At 49.0% G+C, this 18,595-nt stretch carries 17 protein-coding genes; 2 read left to right on the top strand and 15 right to left on the bottom strand.

Going from position 1 to position 18,595, the window contains the following annotated elements:
- Nucleotides 1–56: 56 nt before the first annotated feature.
- Together MJQ52_RS19655 and brxB are read right to left on the bottom strand one after the other, a co-directional pair.
- Nucleotides 57–824: a transporter substrate-binding domain-containing protein gene (locus MJQ52_RS19655; protein WP_094247800.1), complete on the bottom strand. Its 768-nt coding sequence runs from the start codon at nucleotides 822–824 to the stop codon at nucleotides 57–59.
- Nucleotides 825–1,068: 244 nt separating this feature from the next.
- Entirely contained in the window at nucleotides 1,069–1,506 is a 438-nt protein-coding gene (gene brxB, locus MJQ52_RS19650) for a bacilliredoxin BrxB (protein WP_003153223.1), read from the bottom strand.
- Nucleotides 1,507–1,683: 177 nt separating this feature from the next.
- Between brxB and MJQ52_RS19645 the strand changes: the two genes are divergently transcribed.
- Nucleotides 1,684–2,580 carry a YegS/Rv2252/BmrU family lipid kinase gene (locus tag MJQ52_RS19645; RefSeq protein ID WP_014418333.1) on the top strand — a complete coding sequence of 299 codons (897 nt, stop codon included), beginning with the start codon at nucleotides 1,684–1,686 and terminating at the stop codon, nucleotides 2,578–2,580.
- Nucleotides 2,581–2,623: 43 nt separating this feature from the next.
- Here MJQ52_RS19645 and MJQ52_RS19640 read toward each other — a convergent pair whose 3' ends face one another.
- The 8 genes from MJQ52_RS19640 to MJQ52_RS19605 form a co-directional block, all read right to left on the bottom strand.
- Nucleotides 2,624–3,886 (bottom strand): dihydrolipoamide acetyltransferase family protein, encoded by a 1,263-nt coding sequence (locus MJQ52_RS19640; protein ID WP_069013082.1) that lies wholly within the window; start codon nucleotides 3,884–3,886, stop codon nucleotides 2,624–2,626.
- Nucleotides 3,887–3,907: 21 nt separating this feature from the next.
- Nucleotides 3,908–4,891, bottom strand: coding sequence for a 3-methyl-2-oxobutanoate dehydrogenase subunit beta (gene bfmBAB, locus MJQ52_RS19635; protein ID WP_003153216.1), 984 nt, complete (start codon nucleotides 4,889–4,891; stop codon nucleotides 3,908–3,910).
- A gap of 12 nt (nucleotides 4,892–4,903) precedes the next feature.
- Complete coding sequence (locus tag MJQ52_RS19630; protein ID WP_070082089.1) at nucleotides 4,904–5,896, bottom strand: thiamine pyrophosphate-dependent dehydrogenase E1 component subunit alpha; 993 nt, start codon at nucleotides 5,894–5,896, stop codon at nucleotides 4,904–4,906.
- Nucleotides 5,897–5,918: 22 nt separating this feature from the next.
- Nucleotides 5,919–7,340: a dihydrolipoyl dehydrogenase gene (gene lpdA, locus MJQ52_RS19625; RefSeq protein ID WP_017418112.1), complete on the bottom strand. Its 1,422-nt coding sequence runs from the start codon at nucleotides 7,338–7,340 to the stop codon at nucleotides 5,919–5,921.
- Nucleotides 7,330–8,445, bottom strand: a complete 1,116-nt coding sequence (buk, locus tag MJQ52_RS19620) for a butyrate kinase (RefSeq protein ID WP_094247799.1) — start codon at nucleotides 8,443–8,445, stop codon at nucleotides 7,330–7,332. Before buk ends, lpdA begins: the two co-directional genes overlap by 11 nt.
- 17 nt (nucleotides 8,446–8,462) lie before the next feature.
- Nucleotides 8,463–9,557, bottom strand: coding sequence for a branched-chain amino acid dehydrogenase (bcd, locus tag MJQ52_RS19615; RefSeq protein ID WP_003153209.1), 1,095 nt, complete (start codon nucleotides 9,555–9,557; stop codon nucleotides 8,463–8,465).
- 13 nt (nucleotides 9,558–9,570) lie between these two features.
- On the bottom strand, nucleotides 9,571–10,464 hold the full coding sequence (gene yqiS, locus MJQ52_RS19610; protein ID WP_060674587.1) for a phosphate butyryltransferase: 894 nt from the start codon (nucleotides 10,462–10,464) through the stop codon (nucleotides 9,571–9,573).
- A 122-nt stretch (nucleotides 10,465–10,586) separates the two neighbouring features.
- Entirely contained in the window at nucleotides 10,587–12,656 is a 2,070-nt protein-coding gene (locus tag MJQ52_RS19605) for a sigma-54 interaction domain-containing protein (RefSeq protein WP_025649862.1), read from the bottom strand.
- Between the two features lie 153 nt (nucleotides 12,657–12,809).
- Here MJQ52_RS19605 and MJQ52_RS19600 point away from each other — a divergent pair, with 153 nt between their 5' ends.
- Nucleotides 12,810–13,052, top strand: coding sequence for a DUF2627 domain-containing protein (locus MJQ52_RS19600; RefSeq protein ID WP_007408378.1), 243 nt, complete (start codon nucleotides 12,810–12,812; stop codon nucleotides 13,050–13,052).
- Between the two features lie 27 nt (nucleotides 13,053–13,079).
- On the opposite strand, the gene prpB is transcribed toward MJQ52_RS19600, so the two are convergent.
- From prpB to MJQ52_RS19575, 5 genes are read right to left on the bottom strand one after another with little or no spacing between them, the layout of a single operon-like run.
- Nucleotides 13,080–13,985 carry a methylisocitrate lyase gene (gene prpB / locus MJQ52_RS19595; RefSeq protein WP_057080493.1) on the bottom strand — a complete coding sequence of 302 codons (906 nt, stop codon included), beginning with the start codon at nucleotides 13,983–13,985 and terminating at the stop codon, nucleotides 13,080–13,082.
- 18 nt (nucleotides 13,986–14,003) lie between these two features.
- Nucleotides 14,004–15,431, bottom strand: a complete 1,428-nt coding sequence (locus MJQ52_RS19590) for a bifunctional 2-methylcitrate dehydratase/aconitate hydratase (protein ID WP_014305382.1) — start codon at nucleotides 15,429–15,431, stop codon at nucleotides 14,004–14,006.
- Between the two features lie 25 nt (nucleotides 15,432–15,456).
- The gene (gene mmgD, locus MJQ52_RS19585) at nucleotides 15,457–16,554 is read right to left on the bottom strand and encodes a citrate synthase (RefSeq protein WP_003153198.1); all 1,098 of its coding nucleotides are present in this window, start codon (nucleotides 16,552–16,554) and stop codon (nucleotides 15,457–15,459) included.
- A 23-nt stretch (nucleotides 16,555–16,577) separates the two neighbouring features.
- The gene (locus tag MJQ52_RS19580; RefSeq protein ID WP_060674592.1) at nucleotides 16,578–17,711 is read right to left on the bottom strand and encodes an acyl-CoA dehydrogenase; all 1,134 of its coding nucleotides are present in this window, start codon (nucleotides 17,709–17,711) and stop codon (nucleotides 16,578–16,580) included.
- 29 nt (nucleotides 17,712–17,740) lie between these two features.
- Entirely contained in the window at nucleotides 17,741–18,592 is an 852-nt protein-coding gene (locus MJQ52_RS19575) for a 3-hydroxybutyryl-CoA dehydrogenase (protein WP_094247798.1), read from the bottom strand.
- Nucleotides 18,593–18,595 lie beyond the last annotated feature (3 nt).

Raw genomic sequence — 18,595 nt, 5'->3', positions numbered from 1 at the left:
TGATCTCCTTTGTCTTTATTCAAGATAAAAAGCTCAACGAAAAGTTGAGCTTTCTTTTATTTCTCGTTGGTGAACCATTTTTTCTTCAGTTTTTCGATTTCTCCGTTTTTCTCCATTTCTTTCAGCGCTTTGTTAAACTTCGCTGTCAGATCACTGTCTTTGCGGAACGCAATCGCGGAGCCCGATTCGTCTGATTTCGCATCTGCTGAGGCAAAGCCCTGCAGATCGTTATTTGAACTGAAATAGCCTTTTGCTACGATGTCTTCGATAATCGCGGCATCAAAACGCCCGGATTTGATCTCTTCCGTTAAGTCTGAGATCCGGTTGCGGTCTTCGAGCTGAAAACCGTATTTCGAAGCGAGCTTCTTGCCTTTTTCCTCTTGAATGGAGCCGAGCTGAACACCGACGGTTTTGCCTTTCAGATCATTCAGGGATTTAATGCTGCTTCCCTTTTTCGTAACGATCATATTGTTAGCAGTATAATAAATATCAGAAAAATCAACTTGCTTTTTCCGTTCCGGCGTAGGTGTCATTCCAGATAAAATCATATCTACCTGCTTGGACTTTAAGGCTGTAATCAGGCTGTTGAAGTCCATGTCCTGCACCTCAACGTCATAGCCGGTCTTTTTGCCCAGAGCTTTTGCCAGATCAACGTCAAACCCGGTGATCTGATCGCCGTCTTTATATTCAAATGGTTTATAGTCAGCCGATGTACCCATAATCAGCTTGTTCTTTCCGCCCTCTGAGCCTGAATTGCCTGATCCGCAGGCGGACAGCGCAAAGGTGATACATGCGGCAGCTAATACCAACAGCCATTTCTTCATGATTCATTTCCCCCATATCTACTGATCTCTTAAATTTGAATATTTATTCGTTAACTTGTATTTTAAACACTTTTTAATTGTGATGCAATACTATTTTTGAAAAATGTATTTTCCTTTCTGTGTTTATTATAGTCATTGTTTTTCCGATTAGTGACAGCTGAATGCCGGCGTATAAATATTTATATTTATACAGATTCCATATAAAAAACCCCGGAAGCGCTCGGCTCCGGGGTTTTTCTTTCACTTATACTTCTTCACAATATTCTTCAAATGCTTCCTGCAGTTTTGTGACGACGGCCATCGGCTCATGGCCTTCAATTTCATGGCGTTCCACCATTTTCATGATTTTCCCGTCTTTTAAAATGGCAAATGACGGAGAGGACGGCGGATAGCCTTCAAAGTATTCTCTCGCTTTGGCTGTCGCTTCTTTATCCTGTCCGGCAAATACCGTCACAAGCTGATCCGGGCGTTTATCGTAATGTACGGAATGGTACGCGGCAGGCCGTGCAATACCGCCTGCGCATCCGCACACAGAGTTGACCATAACGAGTGTCGTTCCTTTTTTCGAAAGCGCTTCGTCCACTTCCTCAGCGGTTTTCAGCTCTGTATACCCGGCGGCCGTGATTTCCTGGCGGGCTTGACGCACAACATCATTCATAAATAAATTAAAATCCATATTCAACTGGGACCTCTCCTTTTTGATCATCTCTTCTTATGATAGCAAGGAACCTCCCTATCGGCAAATGACACCGCTCATATCCAATTGTTTTTGTCCCTTTTATGTACCCGATGTAAGTTTATGACCTTTTAAAAACGGGAAACTTGTTAAAGAGATTGTCTGAAATAAAGGAGCAGTCGTATGAGCCAACGGAAAGCAGTATTAATTTATAACGGAAACGCCGGTCAAAAACAGATTGATAAAACGCTCGGCACGGTCGTCCCCATTTTGGCCCAGTCAGCTGACGAACTTTTGATTAAACCGACCAAACATCAGGATGATGCCCGTCAGTATTGTGAAAACCTCGACAGTTCAGTTGACCATTTATATATTTTAGGCGGAGACGGCACTGTGCATCAATGCATCAACAGCATCAGCAAGCTTGATCACAGGCCCGCTGTCGGCATTTTGCCGGGAGGAACGTGCAACGATTTCTCACGGGCGCTCGGCATCCCGCAAAACCTTCAAAAGGCCGCTGAAGCGCTCGCGGCCGGACATAAACGGATGATTGACGTCTGTAAAACGGATGACGGCTATTTTCTGAACTTTTGGGGCATCGGATTGATCACTGAAGCATCAAGCCATATCAATGAAACTGAAAAAGCATGGCTCGGTAAAATCAGCTACTTCACGAGCGCCTTGCGAACGATGACAAGCGCGAACCCGTTTCCTGTCAAATTGACGATTGACGGCGAGGTGAAAGAAGACGAAGCCGTAATGGTGCTTGTCATGAACGGGCATTATATCGGGACAAACAGAGTTCCCCTGCCTGATGCCAGCCTCCGGGACGGCTTAGCCGATGTGTTAATCTGCCGCAACACAAGCCTTGCCGCGTTGCGGGAGCTGATGACGATGGAGCAGGGTTCATTTGATGATTTCAAAGGGGAGCTGTCCTATATTCAGGCCTCGAGGATTGAAATCGAAACCGGACGTGAAATGGACGCGGATACAGATGGCGAGGTATACGGAACAACACCTTGTACGATCGAAGTGAAAAAACATCATCTCACTATGCTTGTTCCCGAGGACTCACAATGAAAATAAAAAAGCTCCTTTTGCCGCCCGGGCAAAAGGAGTTTTTTTAATAGACGGAAGTATGTTCATCAATGTTTTCTAAGATCTCTTTGACGCGTCCGAGGAATCGGCCGCATACGAGCCCGTCAAGCACTCTGTGATCTAAAGACAGGCAAAGATTAACCATATCACGCACTGCGATCATCCCGTTATTCATGACAACCGGACGTTTGACGATTGATTCTACCTGAAGAATGGCCGCCTGCGGATGGTTGATAATGCCCATAGATTGAACTGAGCCGAAAGATCCCGTGTTATTGACGGTAAATGTGCCGCCCTGCATATCTTCCGCGGTAAGTTTTCCGTTTCTCACTTTTTTCGCAAGGTCCGTTATTTCTCTGGCTATGCCTTTAATCGTTTTTTCATCAGCATGCTTAATAACCGGAACAAACAGCGAATCTTCCGTGGCAACGGCAATGGAGATGTTGATGTCTTTCTTTTGGACGATTTTGTCTCCCGCCCACATGCTGTTCATCTGCGGGAACTCTTTGAGAGCCTGCGCCGCCGCTTTTACAAAGAAAGCGAAAAATGTTAAATTGAAGCCTTCTTTCTGTTTAAATGAGTCTTTTATCCTGTTTCTGTACGCCGTCATGTTCGTGACGTCGACTTCCATCATCGTCCAGGCGTGCGGAATTTCTGTTTTGCTTTTATGCATATTGGCGGCGATGGCTTTTCTGACGCCTGTAACCGGAATTTCAATATCACCGGCTGACAGAGCTGGTGCCGGCGCTTGTTTTTGCTGTTGTTTCGGCGCTTGTTGCGTTGTTTGAACGGCAGCCGGCGCCGGTGCTTCCGACTTCTGCTGCATTCCCGAATCAATGATCTTTTGAATGTCTTTTCGCGTAATTCTTCCGCCTGCGCCCGTTCCTTCAACTTCTTCAAGCTGAATGCCGTGTTCTCCCGCTAATCTGAGCACGGCCGGCGAATAACGCGCTTTATTTGACTGGTCTTTACCTTTACGGTTTGCATCGGTGTCTGAAGGGGTATTCTGCTCTTCTTCCCGCTTCGGCGCCTCTTCGGTTTCCGTTTCTTCCGTTTCAATTTTGCAGATGATCTCGCCGACTGTAAGAGTCTGGCCTTCTTCTCCTACAAGTTCTGTAATCGTACCGGTAAAAGAAGACGGCACCTCCGCATTCACTTTATCCGTCATGACCTCCGCAATGGGGTCATATTTATTCACTTGATCACCGGGGGATACCAGCCACTTACTGATCGTCCCTTCCGTCACGCTCTCTCCGAGCTGAGGCATAGCCATTTGTTCAATCGCCATGTCAAAAACCTCCTTACGTCTTTAAAACTCCGCTAATTCTCTCATCGCGGCTTCTGCTTTGTCAGGATTCATCATGAAGTATTTTTCCATTGTCGGCGCATAAGGCATTGCCGGAACATCAGGACCTGCAAGCCGCTTGATCGGCGCGTCTAAATCAAATAAGCAGTTTTCAGAAATAATGGCGGCGACCTCGCTCATAATACCGCCTTCTTTCGTATCTTCTGTGATCAGCAATACTTTTCCCGTTTTAGACGCAGCTTCAATGATGGCTTCTTTATCTAACGGATAAACCGTACGCAAATCTAATACGTGCGCGGAAATTCCGTCTTTTTCAAGACGCTCGGCAGCCTGCAGAGCGAAATGGACGCATAATCCGTACGTAATGACAGTAATGTCGCTGCCTTCGCGTTTTACATCCGCCTTTCCGATCGGAAGGACGTAATCATCCGCAGGGACTTCGCCTTTAATCAGACGGTACGCCCTCTTATGTTCGAAAAACAGCACCGGATCTTCGTCACGGACTGCGGCTTTCAACAGCCCTTTTGCGTCATAAGGAGTTGAAGGCATGACAATTTTAAGACCCGGCTGGTTGGCAAAAATGGCCTCCACAGACTGGGAATGATACAACGCGCCGTGCACGCCGCCCCCGTAAGGCGCTCTGATGACCATCGGACAGCTCCAATCATTGTTTGAACGGTAGCGTATTTTGGCCGCTTCTGAAATGATTTGGTTGACCGCAGGCAGAATGAAATCGGCAAACTGCATCTCGGCAATCGGGCGCATGCCGTACATCGCGGCGCCGATCCCGACACCGGCAATCGCTGATTCCGCAAGCGGCGTATCCATCACCCGCTCTTCTCCGAACTGTTCATAGAGACCCGCCGTGGCTTTAAACACGCCGCCTTTTCTCCCGACATCTTCCCCGAGAACAAAAACGCGCGGATCTCTTTCCATTTCTTCTTTCATTGCTGCATTAATACTGTCAATATAAGACATTACAGACATAAGTATTCCTCCCTACTTCGCATAAACGTGATCAAGCGTTGATTCAGGAGATGCGTATGGCGCTTTCTCCGCTTCGTCTGTCGCTTCGTTTACGATAGCCATGATGTCATCCAGCATGGTCTTTTCTTCTTCTTCACCTAGAAGCCCGGCTTCTTGCAAGTATGCTTTATATAAAAGAAGCGGATCTTGTTTCTTTGCTTCTTCTACTTCTTCGCGTTCTCTGTAGCTGCTGTCGTCGTCATCACTGGAATGGGGCGTCAACCGGTAAGAAACCGTTTCTATTAATGTAGGACCTTCGCCTTTAGATGCCCGTTCGCGCGCTTCTTTCACGGCCCGGTAAACTTCCAGCAGGTCGTTTCCGTCAACTGTGACTCCCGGCATGCCGTAGCCTGCCGCCCGGTCGGAAATATTTTCGCACGCCACCTGTTTGTCATACGGAACAGAAATAGCATACTTATTGTTTTCACACATGAAAATGACCGGCAATTTATACACGGCGGCAAAGTTTGCCCCTTCGTGAAAATCCCCCTGGTTGGAAGATCCTTCTCCAAAGGTAACGAAAGAGACGATATCCTTTTTATCCATGCGTCCCGCAAGCGCGATTCCGACTGCATGAGGCACCTGCGTTGTCACAGGGGATGAGCCCGTTACGATTCTGTTTTCCTTTTGCCCGAAGTGGCCAGGCATCTGCCTTCCGCCTGAGTTCGGGTCAGCCGCTTTCGCAAAACCGGACATCATCAAGTCCTTTGCAGTCATACCGAATGCAAGCACAACTCCCATATCTCTGTAGTAAGGAAGCACATAGTCGGTATCACGGTTTAAAGCATAGGCCGCGCCTACTTGAGCCGCTTCCTGTCCTTGACATGAAACAACGAACGGAATTTTGCCCGAGCGGTTTAAGAGCCACATTCTTTCGTCGATTTTTCTGGCTAACAGCATGGTTCTATACATTTCAACGGCTTCTTCGTCAGAGAGCCCTAATGCTTGATGGCGGTTTGTAGTCATTCAAACCCCTCCTTCTTTCCTTTTAAAAATGAATCGCGTTTCCGTCTGCGGCTAACGCAGCTTCTCCAATCGCTTCTGAAAGCGACGGATGCGGATGTATGGACTGGCCGATTTCCCAAGGAGTCGCGTCGAGCACCTTGGCAAGCCCCGCTTCAGAGATCATATCGGTGACGTGCGGGCCGATCATATGAATACCGAGAATATCATCTGTATTCCGATCGGCGACGATTTTAACAAAGCCATCGCTTTCTCCGTATACAAGAGCCTTTCCGATTGCCATGAACGGAAACTTCCCGATCTTCAGTTCATGTCCTTTTCGGGTTGCTTCCTCTTCTGTCAGCCCGACACTCGCCGCTTCCGGATTTGAATAAATGCATTTCGGCACAAGAGCTGCATCAAGCGGAGCCGGATTAAGACCCGCCATATGCTCAACAGCAATGATGCCTTCACGGGAGGCCACATGTGCAAGCTGAAGACCGCCGACAACATCACCGATCGCATAAATGTGCGATTCCTTCGTCTGCCCGGCTTCGTTCACGATGATAGAACCGTTTTCCGCTTCAATATCCGTGTTTTCAAGGCCGATCCCTTCAATGTTCGGCTGGCGGCCGATGGAAACAAGCATTTGTTCCGCGTGATACGTTTCTTTTTTTCCATTCTTTTCAGCGGCAATTGAAACGCCGTCCGCTTTTTCCAATGTATCCGGAAGCACTTTCGCACCCGTTACGATCTTAATTCCTTTTTTCGTTAACAGTTTTTCCATCTCGCTTGAAATATCACGGTCTTCAGTCGGCAAAATGCGGTCCGCATATTCAATCACAGTGATATTGACGCCGAAATCGTTCAGCATGGATGCCCATTCAATTCCGATGACACCGCCGCCGACGATCATCATGGATTTGGGCAGACGCTCAAGCTCTAACGCTTCATCTGATGTCAGAATATATGTACCGTCTGCTTCTAAACCCGGCAGCATTTTCGGCCTTGAACCGGTTGCGATAATCAATTGTTTCGGTATCAGCATGTCGTTTTCTTCACCATTTGCGTATTCGACAGAAACCGTACCGGGAAGAGGTGAGAAGATGGAAGGGCCGAGCATACGTCCGTACCCGTTGAATACATCAATCTTCCCCTTTTTCATCAAGTGGGCGACACCGCCGGCCAGACGGTCAACGATTCCCTGCTTTCGTTTTTGCACGCTGTCAAAGCGGAGGGAGACACCTTCCGTTTCAATGCCGAATGCTGCCGCTTCCTTTGCGGTTCGGTACACTTCCGCGCTTCTTAACAGCGCTTTACTCGGGATACATCCTTTATGCAGGCATGTTCCGCCGAGCTTTTCTTTTTCTACAACGGCCGTTTTTAAGCCGAGCTGGGCCGCTCTGATGGCGGCTACATAACCGCCCGTCCCGCCGCCCAGAATGACCACATCATATTCAGTCGCCATTTGTTTTCACTCCTTCGCCGATCTGATATTGCTTTGACTGCTCCTCACCGGCTAAAACCCGAAGCGCGCCTTGCGCGAGAGATTGCAGTTCATTTTCTCCCGGGTACACCAGTACATCCGAAATCCAATCTATGTACGATCTGATGGCGGATACGAAACTTTTCCCGTACGCCAATCCGCCCGTCAGGACGATAATGTCTACTTTTCCTTTTAATACGGCGCTTGCCGCCCCGATTTCTTTTGCTACTTGATAAGCCATGGCGTCATAAATGAGCCTCGCATGCTCATCTCCGGCCTGAATGCGTTTTTCCACCTTCACCGCGTCCGTTGTCCCCAGGTAGCCGGAGAGTCCGCCCGTGCCGACAAGTTTTTTCATCATATCGGCTTTTGAATACTTGCCGGAAAAACACATCTCCACCAAATCACCCGCAGGAACGGTTCCCGCGCGCTCCGGGCTGAAGGGCCCTTCTCCGTGAAGCCCGTTGTTGACATCCGTCACCCGTCCGCAATCATGGACACCGACTGTGATGCCGCCGCCCATATGAGTGACGATCATCTTCATCTGTTCATACCGTTTGCCGAGGGACGCCGCCGCCTGACGGGCAACAGCTTTTTGGTTCAAAGCATGAAAAATGCTTTTCCGCTTGATTTCAGGCATCCCTGATACTTTAGCGAGCGGAGTCATCTCATCCACCACGACCGGATCGACGATATACGCGGGGATATTTAGTCCGTCAGCTATTTCCCTGGCAATAATTCCGCCCAGATTAGAAGCATGCTGGCCGTTGTAGCCGTTTTTCAAATCAGTGATCATGGCGTCATTCACTTCATATGTGCCGCCCTCAATCGGTCTGAGCAGGCCGCCCCTGGCACAAACGGCATCAAACTTTGAAATGTTGATGCCCTGTTCGTGCAAAGACTCAAGAATGCTTATTTTTCGAAATTCGTACTGGTCGATAATGCCGTTAAATGTTTTCAGCTCTTCTTCGGGATGTCGCAGCGTCTTTTCAAAGATACAGCGTTCATTGTGAAAGACACCGATTTTCGTTGATGTTGAGCCTGGATTCAGAATGAGAATGCGTTTTTCCTTTTCGAACATTTTCATACCTCCAGATCAAATTCCTATCGTCTGCTTAATATACTTTGGCCGTTTTGCAGAAACTGGCTTCTTGAACGGCGCATGCGTTCAATTCGTTCCTCAGCCAGACGGTCGGCCGCTAAGTATGTCGGAATGCCGTCACGCGCGGAAATATCGAGCACCCGCTCAATGTTTGCATAGATGCCTTCAACTTTTTTCAAAGCCCGCTCAGCATTGTAGCCGTAAAGCTCATCGGCCACATTGATGACGCCGCCTGCATTGATGACATAATCCGGAGCGTACACGATTCCCATTTCATGAATGGTATCGCCGTGACGTGTTTCTTTCAGCTGGTTATTGGCCGCTCCCGCAATGACTTTCGCCTTCAGCTGTTTAATCGTGTCATCGTTAATGACGGCGCCGAGAGCACATGGGGCATAAATATCGCACGCCTGTGAGTAAATGTCGCCGGGATCAACTGCGCGGGCGCCGAAGTCCTCAACGGCACGTTTAACAGATTCTTTATTGATATCCGTTACGATTAAAGAAGCGCCTTCTTCGTGAAGGTGGCGGCATAGATTGTAAGCCACATTTCCCACGCCCTGCACGGCAATTGTTTTACCTTCCAGTGAATCAGTGCCAAACGCCGCTTTCGCTGCGGCTTTCATCCCTTTGTAGACGCCGTACGCCGTAACCGGGGACGGATTTCCTGATGAACCGAATGCCGGAGAAATTCCGGTTACATAGTCTGTTTCATCATGAATAATGTCCATATCTTCAACGGTGGTGCCGACGTCTTCCGCCGTAATATACCTTCCGTTTAAGCCTTGGATGTAGCGGCCGAACGCGCGGAACATTTCTTCATTTTTATCTTTGCGCGGGTCTCCGATAATAACGGTTTTCCCGCCGCCTAAGTTTAAACCGGCAGCCGCATTTTTATAAGTCATGCCTTTTGCGAGTCTCAGTGCATCTTCAATCGCCGCTTCTTCACTGTCATATGTCCACATTCTTGTTCCGCCGAGTGCAGGGCCGAGCGTCGTATCATGAATCGCGATGATCGCTTTTAATCCGGATTGTTCATCTTGGCAGAATACCAATTGTTCGTAATCGTAAGTCTCCATATATTTGAAAATTTCCATAGGTTCGTTCCTCCTACTGTTCTTGTGATGCGCAAATCGCAAGCGCAATTGAATACAGTTTATTTTCTGCGGTATCCGCTCTGCTCGTTAATGCGATCGGCGCTTTTGCACCGGCGATGACGGCAGCAACATTTGCTTTCGCAAAATAAATCATTGACTTATAAAGCATATTTCCGGCCTCGATTGAAGGAACCAAGAGAATATCCGCCTGGCCCGCTACGCTTCCGGAAATCCCTTTTTGCAGCGCAGCCGCTTGGGATACGGCATTATCCAAAGCAAGCGGTCCGTCCGCAATGCAGCCGGTAATCTGTCCTCTATTGCACATCTGGACGATCGCAGCCGCGTTCAGCGTCGCCTCCATTTTCGGATTAACCGTTTCAATAGCGGCAAGGACTGCGGCTTTCGGCATAGGGTTCCCTACAGAATGTGCGACATGAACCGCATTTTGCAGAATATGCCCGAGCTCTTCAAGAGACGGGGCAATGTTCAGCGCTGAATCAGTCACATACATCAGCCGGTCATAGTCCGGCACCTCAAAAACGGCTACATGTGATAACACCCTTTTTGAACGAAGCCCTTCCTGGCGGTTTAAAACCGATTTCAGAAGAGTTGAGCTCGGGAGATTCCCTTTCATTAAAACGTCCGCCTCTTGTTCACGCACTGCGCGCACTGCTTTTGCCGCAGATTCTTCGGGTGAATCGGCGTGGATGATGTCAGCATTGAACTTCGGCTCACTTGCCAGAAGCTCTTTCAGCTTTCCGCTGTCACCCGTCAGTAAAAATCGTGCCGACAAGTGTTCTGCCGCCATTTTGACGGCCTGGATCACTTCTTTATCTGCTGCGTGGGCCACTGCAATGGTTTTTGCGTTTTTTGCCGCGGCTTTTTCAACTAGGTCTTTCAGCTTCATTTTGTACCACCTTTCTTGTGCGAATCCGCTTTTAACAATGCAAGTTCCGTGCCAAATATGCGAAAGGGTTTATTCCGGCTTTTTTCAAGAACACATGCAGCTGTTTGCGCTTTCTCTGCAACTTATTGCATGCCGTCATTTGCAAGGCCGTACTTGTCCATTTTGTAGTACAGATTCCGAATGCTGACACCAAGCGCTTTCGCCGTTTTGGTTCGGTTGAATTTATGCTTTTCAAGCGTTTTTTGAATGACGTGCGCTTCAAATTTTTCAACAGCCTGAGACAGCTTTTCCCCTTCTATATCCGGAAAATCACTTTGGGTGCCGTTTTTTTCATTCAGCTCTGATTCGAAAACAGGCAGATGCTGCTGTTCGATCCGTTCCATGTGCGGCTCTAAAAATATCATTGCCCGTCCGAGAACATTTTCAAGCTCCCGTACGTTTCCCGGCCAGCTGTAGGCTGATAAAGCTCGCAGCGCGTTCGGCGTGAGCCCCTTTACATTGCGGCCGTAATCCTGATTGATTTTTTCAATGAGCCGAATGCTCAGCGCTTCAATATCTTCTTTGCGCTGCCGAAGCGGCGGGATTGAGATCGGATAGCGGTTAATCCGGTAATACAGGTCTTCACGGAACGCGCCTTCCGCCATGGCCTTTTCGATGTTGACGTTTGTCGCTGCGATAATTCTGACATTGACAGAAATCGCTTTAGCGCCGCCGACTCTGATAATTTCTTTTTCCTGCAGAACTCTGAGCAGCTTTGCCTGGGTGCTTTGGGTCAGCTCTCCGATTTCATCTAAGAAAATGCTGCCGTTATTCGCTTCCTCAAAAAGTCCTTTTTTGCCCCCGCGCCTCGCGCCCGTAAACGCGCCTTCCTCATAGCCGAAAAGCTCGGATTCAAGCAGGGATTCAGACAGGGCCGCACAATTGACCCGGATGAATTTATTGTATTTTCGGTCGCTTTCATTATGGATGGCGTGGGCGAAAAGTTCTTTCCCTGTGCCGGATTCTCCCCGCAGCAGAATCGTCGCCGGCGTTTTCGCCCCGAGCTTCGCCTGTTCAAGGGCGACCAGCATTTGTTCACTCGTGCCGATAATGTCATCAAACGTGTATTTCGCTTCAAGGGTGCGGATGATCTGGCGCGCCCGATTCAGCTCAGCAGTCAGCGTTTTAATTTCTGACACGTCGTGGATGACGCCGACGCTGCCTTTTAAAATACCGTCCACAATAACGGGGGCAACATTTACGATGACATCCTTTTTATTGGGGCCGACCTTCATCCTCACACCCCGCACGGGCCGCCTTGTCCCCAATACTTTCAGGTGCATGCTTTCCCCTTCTGAGATATCGGTGGAAGCGGGTTTTCCGATGACTTCGCTTTCTGACAGCCCGGTCATTTTTGTATAAGCTTTGTTGATTAACATTCCGATGCCGTTTTCATCAACGACGGAAATGGCCTCGTCTGACGATTGAATAATCGCTTCAAGCATGGTGCGGATTTGTTTTAAGTTCGTGACCTCTTCCGCCAGTTCAACTGCGTCGGTGATGTCTTTAAACACGCATAACGCGCCGAGAAGTTTTCCGCCTTCATCAATGATCGGCAGTCTTGTCGTGACAATCTGCAGGTGCTTGCCGAGAAGCTGCTTCTGGTTATATTCCGGCTCTCTCGTTTCCAGAATCCGCGGCAGCTTTGTGTTCGGCACTACATCTTTAATTTGGCGGCCGATGACATCCTCCCGTTTTCGGCCGACCATTTTTTCTGCCATCTGATTAAATAAAATGATCGTTTCGTTGACGTCTATAAAAATCATACCGTCGTGCGTTGAATTAAAAATGCGGTCATGCTTATACGTCTGCGACTTCAGCATTTGGATAAGCTGCTGTTTTTCCTCCATCAGCTGAAACACCATGTACGCCAATTTTCCCGGCATGACGATGGTTTGTTCTTTTTTCTCATGGAGCAGCTCATCCATGACCGCTTTATCGCCTGTTGTATGGATGATAATATCTATATCTTCAGTTATGTAGGGTTTCCAATCTGATGAGGTTGCAATTCCATATCTCCGGGCTTCTTGCAGCCCTTGCGCCTCCGGATCTTGATCAACCACCGCAATAATCCGGATCAGTTTTGTTTTCATCAAAATCTGTAGGAGCGCCGTGCCTCCTTTACCAGCACCTATAATCAGCACCTTCTGCATCCCGATACCCCTTTATATGAAAAAATTTGCACACCTGTATTTCCCGTTGCAATAATTTGCACAACCCCTATGTTACCACGTTTTGATCTCTTGACAAAATATTTTTTCGATTGGACAATAAAGGAAATCATATCGTAAAGGGGTTTTCTGAATATGAGCCGGCTTGTTGCGCTTTTGATTCTGGTCCTCCCCGGCGCTGTCGCGGCGCTCGGCATTAAGCTGATGAGAGATGCATTATTCGGGCATGCGTTTTCCCCGTTTCCGTCCCTTTTTCTTCAGGGGGCGGCCGGATTGGCGTTTTTTTTGTTCGGCCTTTATGTTCTGGCCGGGTTTATTTTGTACAGAGATCGGAAACGCAATCAAGTCAGCCCGCGGTTCAGGAAAAAAAAGCTGTAAAAAAAGCCCTTGCAAAAAAGGGCTTTTTCAGTCGTCCGGCAGTATCGTTTTGGCAATGGATTGATCCAGTTCTTCATAGTCATCGTAAGCGATCGTTTCATATAATTCTTTTCTCGTCTGCATATCCGAAAGCCCCTCTTTTTGAGAGCCTTCTTCTTTCAGAAGGCGGAAAATACGCTCAAAAGCCTTGGCAGCCGTTCTGAGTGACGTGACCGGGTAAATGACCATCTGACAGCCCATATCGGAAAATTCATCAGCACTGTAATACGGCGTTTGTCCGAATTCAGTCATATTTGCGAGAATCGGCACACTGATTTGTTTGGAAAACGCTCTGAATTCACTTTCGGATTGGAGCGCTTCCGGAAAAACAGCGTCAGCACCCGCTTTTATATAAGCGGACGCCCTTTTTAATGCCCCCTCCAGCCCTTCCTGCTGTCTGGCGTCTGTTCTCGCAACAACAAGAAGAGTCGGCGCTGCCCGCTTGACCGCTTGGATTTTTTGCGCCATTTCTTCAATCGGCACGAGCTGCTTCCCATTCAGATGTCCGCATTTTTTCGGCAGGCGCTGATCCTCCATTTGGACGGCGGCCGCGCGCGCTTCATACATTTCTTTCGCCGTCCGGGCGGCATTCAGCACGCCTCCGAAACCCGTGTCAATATCGACGAGGACGGGCAGATCAGACGAGCGGACCAGATCTTTAACCCGTTCAGCCATTTCCGCCGACGTGATGATGCCTAAATCGGGCAGCCCTCTGCTCGCCGTGTAAGCCGCGCCTGATAAATAAAGAGCCGAAAAACCCGTTTTCTTGGCAATAAGAGCGGCCATCGCATCGTGAGCGCCGGGAATCTGCAATAGATCCGGCGCTGCCATCAGCGCACGGAACCGCTCTGCAAGCTCCTCTTGAGACGACTGCTTGCTGACGATCCACGTCATGTTTGTCACCCTCCTATTTTATATGAGAAATAAGTCCATAAATTCACTAACGCTGAGCTTCTGCATTCGGCCGCTATCTTTACAGGCCTCTTCGATTTTCCGCTGCTGCTTCAATGAAAAATGAGTGCTGATGTTTGCTGAAAACTTGGCAAGAATCTTCGGAACGGCTTCTTTTCTGCGGAACCGGTGCCCGAGCGGATATTCACATTCAATCCGTCCCGTAGCCGTGCCGTCTGTAAAATGCACCTGTACGGCATTTGAGATGGATCGCTTATTCGGGTCTAGGTAATCTTTTGAGTACGCTTTATGTTCTGTCACCTCCATTTTGCTCCGCAATGTATCAATTCGCGGGTCAGACGCCGTTTCCTCTTCATAATGATCCGCCGTGATATCTCCGAAAAGCAGCCCGATTGCCGTAATATACTGGAGGCAGTGATCCCGGTCAGCCGGATTGTGAAGCGGCCCTTTTTTATCGATAATCCGGATTGCCGACTCATGGGTCATAATCGTGATCCTGTCAATGTCTTCGATGCGGTCTTTCACCTCCGGATGAAGCCGGACCGCGCACTCCGCCGCTGTCTGGGCGTGGAATTCAGCCGGGTAGGATACTTTAAACAAAACATTCTCCATCACATAGGACCCAAGCGGGCGGGCAAGCTTCATTTCCTGCCGGTTAAATAATACGTCTTGAAATCCCCACCCGGATGCGGTCAGAGCCGTCGGGTACCCCATCTCACCTTTTTGCGCCATAAGGGCCAAATATACGCCTCTGCTCGTCGCGTCGCCGGCCGCCCATGATTTGCGTGATCCGGTGTTCGGCGCATGACGATACGTTCTGAGGCTTGAATTATCAATCCAAGCGTGAGATACGGCGTTATTGATTTCCTCTCTTGAGCCGCCCAGCATTTGTGCGCAAACAGCCGCAGTCGCCACCTTCACAAACAGCACATGGTCAAGCCCGACTCTGTTTAAACTGTTTTCCAAAGCGAGAATTCCTTGAATTTCGTGCGCTTTGATCATTGCGCAAAGCACATCACGCACGGTAAGCGGTTCTTTCCCTTCTGAAATCCGCACTCTGGATATATAATCCGCACAAGCCAATATGCCTCCGAGATTGTCAGACGGATGCCCCCATTCGGCCGCAAGCCACGTATCATTATAATCGAGCCACCTGTTGATACAGCCGATATTAAAGGCAGCCGTGACCGGGTCTAAAACAAAAGGCGTGCCCGGGACTCTGCTGCCGTTGGGTACTGAGGTTCCCGGGACAATCGGGCCGAGCAGCTTTGTACATTCGGGATAGCTGAGCGCCAAAATTCCGCAGCCTATCGTATCAAGAAGCACATGTCCTGCCGTAGTGAAAGCTTCCGAACTGTCAATCTCCTGATGGAGCACGTAGTCAGAAATCTCTTCGATTACGGCGTCCATTCGGCGGGGTTCTGTCATGTTTTCATCTTCCTTTCTCATCTGTTTACAGACGCGCTCCGGTATAGCGGACACGCGGGCGGAAAAGCCGGTTTCGGCTGTGCTGTTCAATGACGTGGGCGCACAGCCCGACCGTCCGTGCGCTGAAGAATATAGGCGTATACAGCGGGATCGGGATGCCGAGCATGTAATAGACCGGCGCTGCGTAGTAATCTAAGTTCGGATAAAGGCCTTTTTTCTCCCGCATGACGGTTTCTCCTGCTTCACACATATGATAAAGACGGAAATCACCTGAAAGATCAGACAGTTTTTTCAATGCTTCTTTCATCATGAGCGCCCTCGGGTCCATTTTTTTCATGTAGACACGGTGGCCGAAGCCCATGATTTTTTCTTTGTTTGCGAGTTTTTGAGTTAATAATTGTGTAAACCCGTCTGTATCCTTCGCTTCCTCAAGCATGTACATAACTGCTTCATTCGCTCCGCCGTGAAGGTTTCCCTTAAGCGAGGCGACGGCTCCGGTCAGAGCGCCGTAAATATCCGATTGCGTCGAAGCAATGACACGGGCCGTAAACGTTGAGTTCGGCAATTCATGCTCACTGTATAAAAGAAGCGACCGGTCGAATATTTCTTCTTCCAAGGAGGACGGCGTTTTTCCGGTAATCATATATAAAAAGTTTGCGCTGTACGATAAGGTTCCGACAGGCGCTAAAGGCTCCAGTCCGTTGATGACTCGATAGCTGTTGACGGTCAGATTGGGCATTTTGCCTATCAGCCCGCGGACACGGTGCCGATTTACAGAAGAGGTGCGGTTATCAATATCCTTATCAAAGCCTCCAAGCGCGGACAAACCTGTCCTCAGTCCGTCCATCGGGTGAGTACGTTCGGGCAGCAGACGGCATATACGCAAGATTTCCTCGGGAAGGTGTCCGCCGCGCCGAACGTCTTCTTCAAGCGCCTTCTTCTCTTTCGCATCAGGAAGTCTGTCTTCCAATAAGAGATGAACAATGTCCATATAGCCGGCCGTTTTAGAAAGCTCAATCAGATCGTGGCCTTTGATTAAAATACTGCCCTGCTGTGTATCCAGGAAAGAAATCCCCGTTTCCACCGCAATGACGCCATCTAAACCGGGAGAATAAGATTCCATGGTTTCGCTCCTTTGCGCACTTTTTATTGAAGAAGATACTTAGAAATAATCAGCCTTTGAATCTCATTGGTTCCTTCATAGATTTGCGTGACTTTCGCATCCCGAAATAAACGCTCCGCGGGATACTCTTTCATATAGCCGTAGCCGCCGTGAATCTGCACAGCCTCCACCGCCGCTTTCATCGCCGCATCGGACGCGAATTGCTTCGCCATAGATGCTTCTTTTCCGCACGGAAGCCCTCGCTGATACAGGTCAGCCGCATGATAGACCAATAATTTGGCAGCTTCCGCATTCGTTGCCATGTCAGATAATTTAAATGAAACGGCCTGATTCGAAGCGATGGGTCTGCCGAACTGGCTGCGGGTTTTGGCGTACTCCACCGAGCAGCCGAGCGCCGCTTCGATAATCCCGAGCGCCTGAGCCGCTATGCCGATCCGTCCGACGTCAAGGTTTTTCATGGCGATTGAAAAACCCTCGCCCTCTTCGCCGAGCCGGTTTTCAATCGGAATTTCCGCTTGGTCAAACTGCAATTCGACAGTATTGGAACCTAACAATCCGAGCTTTTTTTCTTTTTTTCCGACAGAAAAACCGGGTGTGTTTTTTTCAACGATAAACGCTGAAATTCCCTTTCTCCCTTTACCCGGATCGGTTATGGCGAATGTCAGATACAGATCTGCCGCTCCGCCGTTTGTAATAAAGATTTTTGAACCGTTCAGAATATATGAACCGCCTCGTCGCACGGCTGTTGTTTTCAGACTTCCCGCATCAGATCCGGATTGAGGCTCAGTAAGCGCAAAAGCCCCAATATATTCGCCCGCTGCCAGCTTCGGAATATACGTTTGTTTTTGGGCTTCTGTCCCGAAATGCAAAATCGGGATTGTGCCTACCGATGTGTGGACGGACAAAATGACGCCGACGGCCGCGCTGACTTTTGATATTTCATGAATCGCTAAAATGTAAGATGTTGTATCAGCACCCGCCCCGCCGTAAGCTTCCGGGACGGGAATGCCCATCAATCCCGCTTCGCCCATTTTTTTAATCAGCCGCTCCGGAAATTCATCTGTTGATTCCATGAGCTCAACCACCGGCGCGATTTCCTTGCGGGCAAAATCACGCACCATTTTTCTCATCATGATGTGCTCTTCTGTAAAATGCATGGCTGCCGTCTCCCCTCATGATCTTTACATCATCTGCCGTACTCATAAAAACCGCGCCCGCTTTTTTTGCCGAGCCAGCCGGCGCTGACATATTTTCTGAGCAGAGGGCATGGGCGGTATTTCGGATCTCCGAGCCCCGCGTAGAGAACCTCCATAATGGAAAGGCACGTATCCAGCCCGATGAAGTCAGCTAATGTTAAAGGACCCATCGGATGACGCATGCCGAGCTTCATCACCTCATCAATCGCTTCCTTTGAAGCTGCTCCTTCGTAAAGGCAATAAACGGCTTCGTTAATCATCGGCATTAATATGCGATTAGATATAAAGCCCGGGAAGTCATTGACTTCGACAGGGGTTTTATTCATCCGGACGGCAAGCTTCTTTACTGTTTCCGCCGTTTCTTCCGATGTGGCGAGTCCTCTGATGACTTCGACAAGCTCCATGACAGGAACCGGATTCATAAAATGCATGCCGATTACTTTTTCAGGCCTTTTTGTGGCCGCGGCAAGCTCCGTAATGGGAAGAGAAGACGTATTGCTTGCCAATACGGCATGAGGGGGACAGATTTTATCAAGTGTGTCAAACAATTCCGCTTTTGCTTTTTTGTTTTCGGCAATGGCTTCAATGATAAAATCAGCATCTCCCGCTTCTGTGAGCTCTGTCGGGGAAATACGGCTGAAAACGGCATCTGTCTCCTGCTGTGACTTCCGTCCTTTTGCCTGATCTTTCTCCAGGTTTGTCTTTATGCGGTGAAGACCTTTTGTTACCGTTTCCGGCTCCCAATCGTATAACTTGACGGCAAACCCGGCTTCTGCAGCCGTCTGAGCGATGCCTGCTCCCATCTGACCGGCACCTGCGACCATGATTGTTTTCATCTTCATCCG

The organism is Bacillus sp. jun7, from assembly GCF_051034795.1.
Taxonomy (GTDB): domain Bacteria; phylum Bacillota; class Bacilli; order Bacillales; family Bacillaceae; genus Bacillus; species Bacillus velezensis.
This window is presented reverse-complemented; position numbering and strand designations above follow the sequence as displayed.

Excerpts from the sequence above, each read along its gene's own strand:
- MJQ52_RS19655 (WP_094247800.1), bottom strand. The coding sequence starts at position 824 with ATGAAGAAATGGCTGTTGGTATTAGCTGCCGCATGTATCACCTTTGCG.
- MJQ52_RS19645 (WP_014418333.1), top strand. The coding sequence starts at position 1,684 with ATGAGCCAACGGAAAGCAGTATTAATTTATAACGGAAACGCCGGTCAA.
- MJQ52_RS19640 (WP_069013082.1), bottom strand. The coding sequence starts at position 3,886 with ATGGCGATTGAACAAATGGCTATGCCTCAGCTCGGAGAGAGCGTGACG.
- bfmBAB (WP_003153216.1), bottom strand. The coding sequence starts at position 4,891 with ATGTCTGTAATGTCTTATATTGACAGTATTAATGCAGCAATGAAAGAA.
- MJQ52_RS19630 (WP_070082089.1), bottom strand. The coding sequence starts at position 5,896 with ATGACTACAAACCGCCATCAAGCATTAGGGCTCTCTGACGAAGAAGCC.
- lpdA (WP_017418112.1), bottom strand. The coding sequence starts at position 7,340 with ATGGCGACTGAATATGATGTGGTCATTCTGGGCGGCGGGACGGGCGGT.
- buk (WP_094247799.1), bottom strand. The coding sequence starts at position 8,445 with ATGAAAATGTTCGAAAAGGAAAAACGCATTCTCATTCTGAATCCAGGC.
- bcd (WP_003153209.1), bottom strand. The coding sequence starts at position 9,557 with ATGGAAATTTTCAAATATATGGAGACTTACGATTACGAACAATTGGTA.
- yqiS (WP_060674587.1), bottom strand. The coding sequence starts at position 10,464 with ATGAAGCTGAAAGACCTAGTTGAAAAAGCCGCGGCAAAAAACGCAAAA.
- MJQ52_RS19605 (WP_025649862.1), bottom strand. The coding sequence starts at position 12,656 with ATGCAGAAGGTGCTGATTATAGGTGCTGGTAAAGGAGGCACGGCGCTC.
- MJQ52_RS19600 (WP_007408378.1), top strand. The coding sequence starts at position 12,810 with ATGAGCCGGCTTGTTGCGCTTTTGATTCTGGTCCTCCCCGGCGCTGTC.
- prpB (WP_057080493.1), bottom strand. The coding sequence starts at position 13,985 with ATGACGTGGATCGTCAGCAAGCAGTCGTCTCAAGAGGAGCTTGCAGAG.
- MJQ52_RS19590 (WP_014305382.1), bottom strand. The coding sequence starts at position 15,431 with ATGACAGAACCCCGCCGAATGGACGCCGTAATCGAAGAGATTTCTGAC.
- mmgD (WP_003153198.1), bottom strand. The coding sequence starts at position 16,554 with ATGGAATCTTATTCTCCCGGTTTAGATGGCGTCATTGCGGTGGAAACG.
- MJQ52_RS19580 (WP_060674592.1), bottom strand. The coding sequence starts at position 17,711 with ATGCATTTTACAGAAGAGCACATCATGATGAGAAAAATGGTGCGTGAT.
- MJQ52_RS19575 (WP_094247798.1), bottom strand. The coding sequence starts at position 18,592 with ATGAAGATGAAAACAATCATGGTCGCAGGTGCCGGTCAGATGGGAGCA.